10 protein-coding genes are annotated in these 13,538 nt (G+C 67.8%); 4 read left to right on the top strand and 6 right to left on the bottom strand.

Annotated elements, in window-relative coordinates:
- Window positions 1-108 precede the first annotated feature (108 nt).
- Window positions 109-1,053, bottom strand: a complete 945-nt coding sequence (locus tag DPV79_RS19375) for a LysR family transcriptional regulator (RefSeq protein WP_048022509.1) — start codon at window positions 1,051-1,053, stop codon at window positions 109-111.
- A 166-nt stretch (window positions 1,054-1,219) separates the two neighbouring features.
- Here DPV79_RS19375 and DPV79_RS19370 point away from each other — a divergent pair, with 166 nt between their 5' ends.
- Window positions 1,220-2,434 (top strand): FAD-dependent monooxygenase, encoded by a 1,215-nt coding sequence (locus DPV79_RS19370; protein WP_059622685.1) that lies wholly within the window; start codon window positions 1,220-1,222, stop codon window positions 2,432-2,434.
- Between the two features lie 123 nt (window positions 2,435-2,557).
- Here DPV79_RS19370 and DPV79_RS19365 read toward each other — a convergent pair whose 3' ends face one another.
- Together DPV79_RS19365 and DPV79_RS19360 are read right to left on the bottom strand one after the other, a co-directional pair.
- Window positions 2,558-3,487 carry an alpha/beta hydrolase gene (locus DPV79_RS19365; protein WP_113046220.1) on the bottom strand — a complete coding sequence of 310 codons (930 nt, stop codon included), beginning with the start codon at window positions 3,485-3,487 and terminating at the stop codon, window positions 2,558-2,560.
- Window positions 3,488-3,548: 61 nt separating this feature from the next.
- Entirely contained in the window at window positions 3,549-4,646 is a 1,098-nt protein-coding gene (locus DPV79_RS19360; protein WP_059488221.1) for an OpgC domain-containing protein, read from the bottom strand.
- 380 nt (window positions 4,647-5,026) lie between these two features.
- Between DPV79_RS19360 and DPV79_RS19355 the strand changes: the two genes are divergently transcribed.
- On the top strand, window positions 5,027-6,181 hold the full coding sequence (locus DPV79_RS19355; RefSeq protein ID WP_021156938.1) for a porin: 1,155 nt from the start codon (window positions 5,027-5,029) through the stop codon (window positions 6,179-6,181).
- A gap of 43 nt (window positions 6,182-6,224) precedes the next feature.
- Here DPV79_RS19355 and DPV79_RS19350 read toward each other — a convergent pair whose 3' ends face one another.
- The gene (locus DPV79_RS19350; protein WP_048022506.1) at window positions 6,225-7,136 is read right to left on the bottom strand and encodes a LysR family transcriptional regulator; all 912 of its coding nucleotides are present in this window, start codon (window positions 7,134-7,136) and stop codon (window positions 6,225-6,227) included.
- 138 nt (window positions 7,137-7,274) lie between these two features.
- On the opposite strand from DPV79_RS19350, the gene DPV79_RS19345 reads away from it, so the two are divergent.
- Both DPV79_RS19345 and DPV79_RS19340 read left to right on the top strand, forming a co-directional pair.
- On the top strand, window positions 7,275-8,291 hold the full coding sequence (locus DPV79_RS19345; RefSeq protein ID WP_113046219.1) for an aldo/keto reductase: 1,017 nt from the start codon (window positions 7,275-7,277) through the stop codon (window positions 8,289-8,291).
- Window positions 8,292-8,502: 211 nt separating this feature from the next.
- Window positions 8,503-9,243 (top strand): sulfite exporter TauE/SafE family protein, encoded by a 741-nt coding sequence (locus DPV79_RS19340; protein ID WP_113046282.1) that lies wholly within the window; start codon window positions 8,503-8,505, stop codon window positions 9,241-9,243.
- A 102-nt stretch (window positions 9,244-9,345) separates the two neighbouring features.
- Here DPV79_RS19340 and DPV79_RS19335 read toward each other — a convergent pair whose 3' ends face one another.
- Both DPV79_RS19335 and DPV79_RS19330 read right to left on the bottom strand, forming a co-directional pair.
- On the bottom strand, window positions 9,346-11,532 hold the full coding sequence (locus tag DPV79_RS19335) for a hypothetical protein (RefSeq protein ID WP_113046218.1): 2,187 nt from the start codon (window positions 11,530-11,532) through the stop codon (window positions 9,346-9,348).
- A gap of 631 nt (window positions 11,533-12,163) precedes the next feature.
- On the bottom strand, window positions 12,164-13,060 hold the full coding sequence (locus DPV79_RS19330; RefSeq protein ID WP_048022504.1) for a LysR substrate-binding domain-containing protein: 897 nt from the start codon (window positions 13,058-13,060) through the stop codon (window positions 12,164-12,166).
- Window positions 13,061-13,538: the final 478 nt, after the last annotated feature.

Raw genomic sequence — 13,538 nt, 5'->3', positions numbered from 1 at the left:
TGAAAGAGGACGAGGCGGCCGGTGACCGGGATCATCGCCGCATTCGGCAATGTAGTCGAAATGCGCGGCGCGCATGTCCGGGCGACATCGCAACGCACGCTCGGCTGACTACTTCGTCCGGCCGGGCGCGGCCCTGCGTGCCCGCGTGCCGGTCTGCGCAAACAGATCGACCACGACGTCGCGCAGCCACCGGTTCCCTTCGTCTTGGTTGACCCGTGCATGCCAGAGCATGTGAATCGGCGTCCCCGGCAGCGCGACGGGCAGTGCGCGCCAGCCCAGCGAAAACGGCGCGGCGAGCTGTTGCGCGAGATGCTCGGGCACCGTCGCGATCAGGTCGGTGCGCTGCAGGATGTAGCCGACGCTCATGAAATGCGGCACCGTCAGCCGCACCTGTCGCGTCACGCGACGGCGCTTCAGCCATTCGTCCACCTGCCCGTGACCGGTGCCGGCCGACACCACGACCAGATGTTCGGCATTGCGCCATGCGTCGACCGTCAGCGGCGTGTCCTCGAGCGGATGCCCCCGCCGGAACAGGCACACATAACGCTGATCGAACAGCCGGCGCTGATAGAAGCCGCCCTTGAGCTGCGGCAGCAGGCCGATCGCGAGATCGACGCGGCCGTCGGCCATTTCGTCGCCGAGGTTGATGCTCGTGTTGCGCACGGTGTTGAGCGCGATGCCCGGCGCCGCGTGCGACAGGTGTTCGAGCAGCGCGGGCAGGAACACGACTTCGCCGATGTCGGTCATGCCGATCGTCAGCGTGCGCGTGGCGCGCAGCGGATCGAAACCGGTCTCGGGATTGAGCGCGGCGTGCAGGGTCGCGAGCGCGTGCGACACGGGTTCCGCCAGGCGCAGCGCGAACGGCGTCGGCACCACGCCGCCCGGCCCGCGCACGAACAGCGGATCGCCGAGCCGGCGGCGCAGCTTCGCGAGCGCGTTGCTCACGCCCGGCTGGCTCATGTTCATCTGCTCGGCGACGCTCGACACGCGCCGTTCCTGCATCAGCCGCTGGAAAAGCAGCAGCAGGTTGAGGTCGATATCGCTCAGTTCCATGGGTTTTGCCTCGCCCGGTTCATTGTATCCGGTGATGATGCAGATTCATTTCATTTTATTGTGGAATGAAAGTCGGCTCCCGAGAATACCGATACGGCCCATGCAATCGGCATGGCCGCTGCGCACGTCGCACACCCCACATCGGAATATCGGAGACACCTTCATCATGCAGACGAACCTGAAGATTGCGATCGTCGGCGCCGGGATCGGCGGCCTGACGCTCGCGCTCGCGCTGCGCGAGCACGGCATCGACGCGCAGATCTACGAACAGACGGAGGTGCTGCGCGAAGTCGGCGCGGCCGTCGCGCTGTCGGCCAATGCGACGCGCTTCTACGAACGCATGGGCCTGCGTGCGGCCTTCGACGCGGTGTGCGCGGACATCCCGGGGCTCGTCTATCGCGACGGCCGCAGCGGCGCGGTGATCGGCCATCATCGCGGCGAGCCCGACTATCGCCGGCAATTCGGCGGCGCGTACTGGGGCGTGCATCGCGCGGATCTGCAGGCCGTGCTGTCGAAGGCGGTCGGCCTCGACAGCATCCATCTCGGCCACCGGCTGACCGATCTCGTGCAGCACGCCGATCGCGTCACGCTGGCGTTCGACAACGGCGTGCGCATCGATGCCGATCTCGTGATCGGCGCCGACGGCGCGCGCTCGATCACGCGGCGCTGGATGCTCGGCTACGACGATGCGCTGTATTCGGGCTGTTCGGGGTTTCGCGGCGTGGTGCCGGCCGCGCGGCTGAGCCTGCTGCCCGATCCCGAAACGCTGCAGTACTGGATCGGGCCGCACGGGCACCTGCTGCACTATCCGATCGGCGACGGCGGCGACCAGAATTTCCTTCTGGTCGAGCGTCATCCGTCACCGTGGCCGTCGCGCGACTGGGTGATGCCGTCGGAAGAGGGCGAGCAACTGCGTGTATTCAGGGACTGGCATCCGGCGGTGGTGCAGATGATCACCGCAGTGCCGATCAGCCAGCGCTGGGGCTTGTTCCATCGGCCGCCGCTCGGCCGCTGGAGCCGCGGGCGCGTGACGCTGATCGGCGACGCCGCGCATGCGCTGGTCCCGCACCACGGGCAGGGCGCGAACCAGTCGATCGAGGATGCGGTGGTGCTGGCGGCGCAACTGGCGCAGGCCGGGCCGGGCAACTGGCGCGAAGCGCAGGAAGCGTACGAGCGGCTGCGTCGCGGCCGCACGCGCAAGGTGCAGTACGCGTCGATTTCCGTGGCCGATGTGCTGCACCTGCCCGACGGGCCGGCCGCGCAGGCACGCAACGCGCGTCTGGCCGAGCGCGACAGCGTGCTGCATCACCTGGACTGGATTCACGATTTCGATGCGCTCGCCGGGGAGCCGGACGAGCGGCAGGGCGGCACGTGGCTTTGAATCCGCCGTCGGGCCCGGGCGCGCCGGGACGGCGTGCGCAGTGCATGGGACGGGGCGACGGCCTGCGGCCGGCCGGTCACCGTCCGGCCGGGTGAAAACGGGCGGGGTCGCGCCCGCGCGCAATCACTTCACGCACTCGAGCGCGTACTTCAGCCCCGTCCCGAGCAGCCCGCGCCAGACGTCCCACGTATGCCCGCCGTCGACGATGCGCAGTTCGGCCGGGTTCTGCGCGCGGCGCAGGTGCGTGTACAGCACGCTCGATTCGGCCTGGATGGTCAGGTCGTCGTCGCCGGCCGCGATGAACATCGGGATTCGCCAGCTGCGCGCGAAATAGCCGCGCATCAGCGCCGGGTAGTTGAGTTCGTGCCACACGCGCGGGTCGAACTGCCGGTCGCCGAACACGCCGACGTAGCGCGCGGCGGAATTGAGCGGCGGCTCGTTCGCGTAGATCGCGGGGCTCAGCAGCATCGCGCCGCAGAACAGCCCCGGTTCGAGCAGCGAGAAGCGCAGCGCGCCGAAGCCGCCCATCGACACGCCGCCGATCGCACGGCCCGCGCGCTGGTTCGACACCGCGAAGTGCGCTTCGACTTCGGGCAGCAGGTCGTTGAGGAACGCGCTCTGCATCTTCTCCTTGCGGTCGACGTACCAGTCGGTGCCGCCCTGCGGCATCACGATCACGACGGGCGGAATCTCGCGGCGCTCGATCAGCGTGTCGGCGGTGGCCTGCAGCCGGCCCTGCGTGACCCAGTCGTTCGCGTTGCCGGCATTGCCGTGCAGCAGGTACATCACCGGGTAGCGCGCGCCTTCCGGGTTGTAGCCGGGCGGCAGGTAGACCGTGTACGACCAGTCGCGCTTCAGCGACGCCGACCGGAACGTGCGCAGCACGACGCTGCTGCCCGGATTGAGCGCGGGCTCCTGGGCGGCCGACGGGGTCGTCGCGGTCTGGACGGCCGGCGGCGCGGGCGATGCCGCCGGCGCGGGCGGCGTGGCGCCGGCGGTGGCGATGGAGCCGGCGATCAGGGCGAGGGCGAACGGAAGGGCGAGTCGGCGCATGTCGAATCGTTTCAGGAGAGGCGCCGGCTATCGTAGCAGCGGAGCATGACGGCGCGGCGCGTCATCGCCGCGATCGGAACGGCAGCCGCGCGACGAGCGGCCCGTAGAGTTTGGCGACGAGATACAGCAGGCCCATCGCGACGACGTCGGCGGTCAGCCCGAGTTTCACGTCGAGATAGCCCTCGGTCGCCTGGTAAAGCAGCGAATCGACCGCGAGCGAGATGCCGGTGCCCGCGACGAAGCACAGCAGCCCCTGCCGGCCGATCGTGCCGATCCACGGCATCGCGTGCGCGACCTTCTTCATCCAGCCGAGGTGGACGAGCTTGGCCGCGAGCCATGCGATCGCGAGGAAGTTCGCGAGCCGCAGCGCGCCGAGGTTCTGCTTGATCGACGGATCGGTCGGGAACGGTTCGATGCGCAGCCGGTAGTACGCGCCGGCCGCGACGATCGCGAGCGATGCGGCCGTCAGCAGCCAGCCCTGCGGCTTGGGCGCGAGCGTCTGGTAGACGGGCTGGCAGCGCGCGATCACGCCGAGCACGAACAGGAACTGCCACGCGAACGGGTTGAAGTCCCACGGCGCGCCTTCGACGGTCGGCAGGAAGCGCGCGACGTGCGGCGCCGCGAACCACAGCGAGCCGCTGAACGCGAGCAGCAGCCACGGCTGCGTGCGTGCGAGCGGCAGCGTGAGCGGGACGAGCAGCGCGAAGAACGCGTACATCGGCAGCACCGACGCGAGGTACGGCTGGCGGCGGAACAGCAGGATGTCGCGCAGCGCGGCGAGCGGCTTGTGGAGCAGGCCGTCGAGATCGTTGGTCGGCATGTTCGGGCCGTCGATCGCGAACGCGTTCAGCACGGCCGTGATCAGCAGCATCAGGCCGGCCGTCACGAGGAATGCACGGTAGATCTCGAACGCGCGCCGGATGAAGCGCTGGCGCGCGGCGGCCTCGTCGTGCCGCTCGGCGAGCGAGTTGTACGCGATCGCCGTCGCGAAGCCGCCGAGGAACACGAACACCTCGGCCGCGTCGCACAGCGCGTACGCGTGCAGCGTCACGCGCGACAGGATGCTGCCGCCGATGTGGTCGACGACGATGACGAGCAGCACGAGGCCGCGAAAGAAATCGAGCTCGGCGTAGCGGCCGGCCCGGGCCGGCGCGGTCATCGGGCCGCCTTCCGGCGCGGGCCGCGTGCACGGCCGGCACACGCCGCGCATGAATCGGGGTGAAGCATGACTTCGTGAAGAAATGACGAACGGATGCGCATTGTGCCACCGATGCGCCGGGCCTCGGGTTTACGCGGATGGCGGCGCGTCCCGCCGCTGCCGATAAGCCGGGTCAGGCCGTCCGCGCGGCGGGGCAGTTGGACGAGCGCAACGTTTTGCGCAGGGTTCACATGCCCCGATGGACGGACGGTTTGCGACGTGACACCATTTTGTCCTCACGCGGCCGCACACCGCGTCGTCCGCCCTGCGGGCCACCCATACAACAGATCAAACATTCGCCGGGCGCGCGACTCGCCCGGCCCCGGCTCCGGAGATCCGTCATGAAGAAGCACGTCATTTTTGCCGCCGCGCTCGCCGCTTTCGCCGCGCCGGTCTTCGCCCAGAACAGCGTGACGCTGTACGGTGTGATCGACGAAGGCTTCAACTACACGAACAACGTGAATGTGAATGGGGTCGGAAAGTCGAACTACCAGCTCGCGAGCGGTTATGCGCAGGGCAGCCGCTGGGGCCTGAAGGGCAGCGAGGATCTCGGCGGCGGGCTGAAGGCGATCTTCACGCTGGAAAACGGTTTTGACGTCAACAACGGCCGGCTCGGGCAAGGCGGCCGCATGTTCGGCCGCCAGGCGTTCGTCGGGCTCTCCGAGTCGCGCTTCGGCACGCTGACCTTCGGCCGCCAGTACGACTCGGTCGTCGACTACCTGGCGCCGCTCACGGCCAACGGCAACTGGGGCGGCACGCTGTTCTCGCACCCGTTCGACAACGACAACACGGACAACTCGTTCCGCGTCAACAACACGGTCAAGTATGCGAGCGCCGACTGGAACGGCCTGACGTTCGGCGGCACGTACAGCTTCAGCAACAGCACCGGCTTCTCGAACAACCGGCAGTACAGCCTCGGTGCGCAATATTCGCTGGCCGGGCTGCAGGTCGCGGCCGCGTACCTGCAGGCGAACAACCCGGGGGTCGGCAACGCGGGCGCGATCGCCGCGGATGACGCGAACTTCGTCGCCGACCGCCTGCGGATCTTCGGCGGCGGCGTCAACTACACGTTCGGCCAGGCCACGGTCGGTTTCGTCTATACGAAGACGGACGTGAAGAATCCGGTATCGACGGTCTACCTGCCGGCTTCGACGTTCGCCGGCCTCGGGCTGACCGCGACGAAGTTCCAGAACTTCGAGATCAACGGCAAGTACCAGCTCACGCCCGATTTCTATCTCGGCGCGCAGTACGTGTACACGGACGGCAAGTTCGATGCCGCGGCCGGATCGTTCAAGCCGAAATACCACACGGTCGGCCTGATGGCCGACTACAGCCTGTCGAAGCGCACAGACGTCTACCTGCAGGGCGCATGGCAGAAGGTTGCCGGCGACAAGACCGGCACCGCGGCCGACGGCGGCTACGTGGTCGGGACGGACGGGCCGTCGGCGTCGTCGAACCAGTTCGCGGTGCGCGCCGCGATCCGCCACAAGTTCTGAGCGGTTCGACCGGCCGGGGCCGGCGCCCCGGCCCGAGCCCGCGTCAGCCCGCCCGGTACGGGCCGCCGAGCGTCTCCGCGAGCCAGTCGACGAAAATCCGCACGCGTGGCGCGAGATGCCGCCCGGTCGGAAACACCACCGACACGGGCAGCGGCTCGGCATTCCATTCCGGCAGCACCTCGACCAGCGAGCCGTCCGCCAGCAGCGGCCCGAGCCCTTCGCGCGGCGCCTGGATCAGCCCGAGGCCCGCGAGACAGCACGCGAGATACGCCTGCGAGCTGTTGACCGACACGACGCTGCGCATCTTGACCGCGTGCAGCTCGCCCGTATCCATGTCCGCATATTCCCAGTCCAGCTCACGGCCCGTTCGGCTCGAGAAATAGCCGACCGCGACGTGGTCCGGCAGCTCGTCCGGCGAGCGCGGCGTGCCGTGGCGCGCCAGATACGCGGGCGCCGCGCAGTTGATCTGCGCCAGCTCGCCGATGCGCCGCGCGACGAGCGACGTGTCGGACATCGTGCCGACCCGCACCGCGCAGTCGATGCCGTCGGCGACGAGATCGACGAAGCGGTCGGTCGTGCCGATCACGACGCGCAGGTCGGGGTAGCGTGCGTGGAAATCCGGTAGCGCCGGAATCATCTGGTTCACCGCGAAGCGCTCGGGCAGGTCGACGCGGATCGCGCCGCGCGGCGTCGCGCCGGCGTCCTCGAACAGCGTTTCCGCATCGTCGAGATCGGCCAGCAACCGCATGCAGCGCTCGTAGTAGGTCGCACCCTCGGCCGTCAGCGCGACGCGCCGTGTCGTGCGCTGCAGCAGGCGGACCTTCAGGTGCTTTTCCAGATACTGGACGGCGTTGCTGACCGTCGGGCGCGGCAGTTGCAACTGCTCGGCCGCCTTCGTGAAGCTGCCGAGATGGGCGACGCGCGCAAAGATGCGCATTGCATGCAGATGATCCATGCGGGGCGGGGGTGTGGGCGGATGGACAGGCTCCATTGTTAATCAGCGTCGAATGGTTTGGTGGAGTGTTTCGCATTTATCGTGCGTCGCGATGCGGCCAGAATCCGGCCTGTTGATTCATCACTCGAGGAAACGGACATGGATAGGCGTGAACTGGGCCGGTCGGGCCCGCGGGTATCGGCGCTTGCGCTCGGCTGCATGGGGATGTCGGACTTCTACGGGCCGGCCGATCGAGCCGAGAGCATCGCGACGCTGCACGCGGCGCTCGACCACGGCATCACGATGCTCGACACCGGCGATTTCTACGGAATGGGCGACAACGAGATGCTGATCCGCGATGCGCTGCGCGGCCGGGCGCGCGACCAGGTGCTGATCAGCGTGAAATTCGGCGCGCTGCGCGATCCGGCCGGCGGGTTTGCGGGCTACGACGCGCGGCCGGCGGCGATCCGCAACTTCGTCGCGTACTCGCTGAAACGGCTCGGCACCGATTACATCGACATCTACCGGCCGGCGCGCGTCGATCCGGCGGTGCCGATCGAGGAGACGATCGGCGCGATCGCCGATCTCGTGAAGGCCGGGTACGTGCGCCATATCGGCCTGTCGGAAGCCGGCGTCGACACGATCCGCCGCGCGGCGGCCGTCGCGCCGATCTCCGACCTGCAGATCGAATATTCGCTGCTGTCGCGCGGTATCGAGGCCGGGATCCTGCCCGCGTGCCGCGAACTCGGGATCGGCGTGACGGCCTACGGCGTGTTGTCGCGCGGGCTGCTCGGCGGGCGCTGGAGCACGGCGCGGCAGGGCGAGCGCGATTTCCGCGCGGCGAGCCCGCGCTTCCAGGGCGAGAACCTCGCGCACAACCTCGCGCTCGTCGATGCGCTGCGCGCCATCGCCGACGAGAAGGGCAGCAATCCCGCGCAGGTCGCGATCGCGTGGGTGCTGTCGCGCGGCGGCGATATCGTGCCGCTGATCGGCGCGCGCAAGCGCACGCAGCTCCAGGACGCGCTGCAGGCAGCAGAGATGCAACTAACGGTCAATGACATGGTGCGCATCGAAGCGGCGGTTCCCGCCGGGGCGGCTGCCGGTGAGCGCTATCCGGCCGCACAGATGGCTCACCTCGACAGCGAGCAGGGACGGGGGACATTTCACGGGGACTGATCGACCGGGCCGGTAGCCGGCGCACGCGACCTGCGTTGAACGAAGGCGGGCGTGCGCCGGACGGCGGCGGCGCGGTGTGCGAATGCGCGCGTGCGCCGGCCGCGCCGGCTCCGCGCGCCAGGCCCGAGCCAGCCTCAGGCAAAGCCAGATGGCGGGCGGCGCGATCGGGGTTCACCATCGGCGCCGTACTCAACCGGACGGAATGCCTTTCATGCACATTCACACGCTGACGATCGTCGCGGTGGTTTTCCTGCTGGCCGGCGCGGTCAAGGGAATGATCGGGCTCGGCCTGCCGACCATCGCGATGGGCTTGCTGACGCTCGCGATGCCGCCGTCGGCCGCCGCGAGCCTGCTGCTCGTGCCGTCGTTCATCACCAACGTGTGGCAGTTGTGGCTCGGCCCGTCGTTCGGGCCGCTGCTGCGCCGGCTGTGGCCGCTGCTCGCCGGCCTGACGATCGGCACGCTGACGGGCGGGCTGCCCGCGCTCGCGGCCGGCAGCACCTGGACGCATGCGGCGCTCGGCGTGGTGCTGATCCTCTACGGGCTGTGGGGGCTCGCCGCCGCGCGGCTGCCCGCGCCGGGGCGCCACGAAAAATGGCTGTCGGCCGTGGTCGGCTACCTGACGGGTGTCGTGACGGCCGCGACCGGCGTGTTCGTCGTGCCGGCCGTGCCGTACCTGCAGGCGCTGCGGCTGTCGAAGGACGACCTGATCCAGGCGCTCGGGCTGTCGTTCACCGCCTCGACGATCGTGCTCGGCCTGCAGTTGCGCGTGACGGGTGCGCTGGAGATGGTCGATCTCGGCGTGTCGGTGCTCGCGCTCGTGCCGGCGCTGGCGGGTATGGCCGGCGGGCAGTATGCACGGCGCGTGATGAGCGAGAAGGCGTTCAAGCGCTGCTTCTTTGTCGGGCTGATCGCGCTCGGCGCGTACATGGCGGCTTCGGGGTGGCGGTGAGCGGGCATCGCCGGCGAGCGTGATGCCCGCTGTCCGTGACGATCCCGAAGCCGGCTGACGAAACCGGCTTCGGGTGCATTCACCGGGCGCGGGTCACCCCGCTCAGGCCGGGTCGGCGTACTTCAGCGTCCATCCGAAGGTACGGGTCGCGCCCGCGCCGAGCGCGAACGGCTTCGTCGTGCACGCGAAGTTCGAATGCAGCTGGCCGATCGGCGTCGTCGACAGCGGATTCGTCGTGCCGTTCACCGTATCGAAGGCGGACAGCGCGCAGTTGTCGAACCCGGTCGCCGCATAGCCGGTCGCGGGGCTGTTCGCGTACGCGACCGACACGCCGTCGCCGTTGGCCTGCGTCGACGCGAAATCCGCGAACGACGTGAAGTCCGTTTCGACCGACAGGTTGCCGGTGAGCGTGCCGGTGCTCAGCGTGTCGCTGCGCGCCACCGAGCCGTGCGCGAACGTCAGCACCGTGTGCACCTGGAGGTCGAGATCCGTCGTGTACGCCGCGTTCTTCGATGCGAGCCGGAACTTCGCGGTATCGAACGACACGATTACCTGCCCGTTGCCTTGCTGGACATTCAGGTTCTTGTAGTACGTGACGGGAATGTAGGTCTTGCCGTTGTACGACACCTGCGGAATCAGCAACGCGTAGCCGAGATCGGTCGTGCCGTAGGTCAGCTTGTCGGAGGACGGCACCGGGTAGTACGGCGTGTACGAGTTGTAGTCGGGCGCCTGGCTGAGGTTCAGGTTGATCACGCGCCGGCCGTCGCGCACGGTCACCAGCGCCGCGCTGTACGGATGCGCGGGGTCGTTCGGCTGGTTGTACCAGGTGAGCGTGTAGTGCGGGCGCGCGTCGAGCCATGCGTTGTAGTCGGCGTCGGCCATCGGTGCCTTGCCGCCGAAGCCGAGCTTGTTCCACCACGCGTTCACGTACAGGTACTGGTGCAGCAGGCTGAAGTTCTCGCCCATCACGCGCGGCTTGCCGCGATACGCGTCCGTGCCGCGACCCTTGACCCACATGTTCACCGAGGGCGTCGGCAGCGACGGGTCGTACCAGAACGTGTCGAAGCGATGCGCCGCCTTCGTGATGAACGTGTAGGCGACCTGCTTCTCCTGGTCGGACAGCACGCCGGCGTTGGCCGCGGCCGTCAGCACTTCCATGAACGCGGAATCGCCGTACGGGCCGATCGAGCGGCCGTAGTTGAAGCCTTCGCCGTCGCCGTTCAGCTGCGGCAGGATCAGGTCGACGGACTTGCGCAGATACCCCTTCAGTTCCGGCGTGAAATTCGCTTCGTTGCCCATCTCGAACGTGCGCTCGGTCACTTCGCCGATCAGCAGCGTGCTGTAGCGGTCGAAGCGCGCCTGGTCGTAGTAGGTCGTGTGCGTGTTCGACGCTTCGTCCGAGAACCCGCCCGACGAGTCGTTGCGGATATGGTTCGTGAGCGTGTACAGCAGCGCGTCGCGCGCGCCCATCGTCGCGACCGACGGATCGGTCTTCGACGCGAACGACGGGCTGCTCCAGCCGAGCTTCTGGCGCAGCCCGGCGATTCCGTAGGACACCGCATAGTAGTTCTGTGCGGTGTTGAGCGACGCGATGTCGATCGGCGTGCCGGCGGCCGGGCACGTGTCGACCTTGCCGCTCGCGTCGGGGCCGAACATGTCGCAGAACCGCAGCCGCTGCTGCAGCGTCGCGAGCATCGCGTCGCTGAAGACTTCGTTGAGCATCCCGTGCGCCTGCAGGTTGTTCAGCGCGACGAGATAGTAGTACTCGCCCCACGACGTATTCGCATACGTATAGTTGCCGCCCGACTGCGCCATCATCGCGGTCGTGATCTTCTGGTAGGTCGCGAGGTAGCTCGCGTATTGCGGATCGTACTTCGACTTCATGTCGATCAGGATGTACGACAGGCCGAGCGCGAGCTTGCCGGGCAGGAATTTGTCGCCGGTGTTCGTGTCGAGCACGTGGACGGGCGTGCCGTCGCCGAGATCCATCACGACCTGCGTGAAGTCGGGCGACTTCCGGATCAGGTCGAACAGCGCGCGCATCTGGCCCATCATCGTGATCGGCGTGTCCGTGCCGGCCGGCACGCTCGTGTCGGCCGCGCCGTAGACGAGCGCCTGCAGCGAGTTCGCCGCGAGCGCGGAGGCGGGCGGCGACGTCGGCGTCGAGTTCGACGGCGGGGACGACGAAGACGGCGGATCGGTGATGTCGTTGCCGCCGCAGGCACTGACGAACAGGACGGAAAGGGCGCTGAGCGCGGCGCCGAGCGCGAATCTGCTGCGCGGATGCATTGTGTCTCCAGTTTTGAATAGTGATGACGGACGGGCGGGTGTGGCCGTTGCCGTGCTCGATGCCCGTGCGTGGCCGCCGCCTTGCAACCCTGATCCCTGAAGACGGACGGCCTGAATCACCACTCGAGCGGGCAAGCGTTCTCCCTGCACGGGCCGTGACCGGCGTCGCGCGGATGCATTGGAAAACGTTTTCCAAATTTAGGCATTGGACGGTGCGATGTCAATGAACTTTCACGCTGGAGGCGCGGGTAGAAACCCGGATAGTGGACGCGGAGAGAGGAGGGGGAGGTCAGGATTGCGCGGGAATTGCCGGTTTTTTTTGATGAGTGGTGCAGTGCGACGTGGAATGCAGGCGTGAATGCGGCGGGCGGGAAGGCTGTCTGGTTATGCGTTTTCGTTCGGGATCGAGAGAAAACGTTATCCGTATGGATCGAATGGTGTCGGGTCGCGCATCGGGGCGTCGGTCGCGATCGGTGCTGCTAAAGCCGCGCCTCGATCGCCGCCTTGTCGATCACCGACCCGGCCTGTCGGTTCAGGCAGTCGATATACGCGCGGTAGCGGGTGGCAAGATCGGTGTCGGCCAGAGCCGTGCTTCCGTGTGTCGCAGGGGTGGGGGCGAATGCGGCGGGCGTTACCGCGACGTTGCTTCGCCGGACAGAAACGCCACGAACTCCCGCGTGTACTTCGGCAGCGCATCGAACGACCGCGCGCACAGCTTCAGGCGGCGGTGGCTCCACGGATCGGACAGCTCGACGAGCCGCACGTCCATCGTCTGCATCGCGCGCTCGGCCGCATGGCGCGACACGATGCCGATGCCCACGCCGCTGGCGATCACGCGGCAGATCGCGTCGAAGCTCTTCAACTGCACGCGGTAGCGGATCCGCTTGCCGAGCGCGCGCGCCTGGTCGGCGAGATGCACCTGCAGCGCGCTGCCGTCGGTGAGGCCGATGAAGTCGGCGTCGGCGATCGTGTCGAACGCAACCTTGTCGTGTGATGCGAGCGGATGCGCGGCCGGCACGACGACGATCAGCCAGTCCTCGCGGAACGGCTTCTGTTCGAGCCCGCCGAGCCCGACCGAATCGGCGACGATGCCGACCTCGGCCGTCTTGTTGCGGATCGCATGCACGATCTCCTGGCTCGAGCGCTCCTCGACGCTGATCGACAGCTTCGGATGATGCGGCAGGTAGTCGGCCAGCGCGTCGGGCAGGTATTCGCTCAGCGACGCCGTGTTGCACAGCAGCCGGATATGCCCGCGCAGCCCCTGGCCGAATTGCTGCAGTTCGCCGCGCATGTGGTCGATCTGCTGCAGCACGGTGCGCGCGTGGTGTTCGAGCGCGCGGCCTGCGTCGGTGGCCTGCGCGCCCGCCTTGGTCCGGTGCAGCAGCGGTACGCCGAGCTCGTCCTCCATGCCGCGGATGCGTTCGCTTGCGGCCTGCAGCGTGATGTGGGTCCGCTCGGCCCCGCTCGTGATCGTGCCGGCCTCGCAGATGTTCAGGAAGAGCCGCAGGTCGGTCAGGTCGAAGCGCATGAGGGTGGGGGCGATCGTGTTGGAATGGCCGATAAGTTAGCAGGGAACCGCGGCCGGGGTCTCAGGCTTGGCCTGAGGCCCGATTCGCCGGTTCCGAATTTTCGGGGCGCGATCGATGACGGATCATGGCCGCACTTCAACCGGGGGAGCCTGTCATGCGGATCGATCCATCGTGGGGCGTGTCGTTCAAGATCGCGCTGCACGTGCTGTTCCTGTGCATCGGCATCGCGTGGGCCTGTTCCGAACTGGCCGCGTGGCTGCGTTGAGCGTCGCGGCGCGCTGCAGTGGTACGCTGCGGCGCCTATCAAAATAAGTTCGCCATAGTTTTACAGAACGAAAATTCTTCCGCTTCCGCGCGAAAAGACCATCAAGTTTTTCCGAATCGGACCGTATTACCGGTAGCGAATGCCGGCCGGCATCCGGTTCGTGATCGTTTGTCATCATTGTTTTCATCCGGTTACACGTCGTCCGTTCCGTT

It is taken from the genome of Burkholderia reimsis (assembly GCF_003294055.1).
Taxonomy (GTDB): Bacteria; Pseudomonadota; Gammaproteobacteria; order Burkholderiales; family Burkholderiaceae; genus Burkholderia; species Burkholderia cepacia.
The sequence above is the reverse complement of the archived record's forward strand: the minus strand, read 5'-3'. Positions and strand labels throughout refer to the sequence as shown.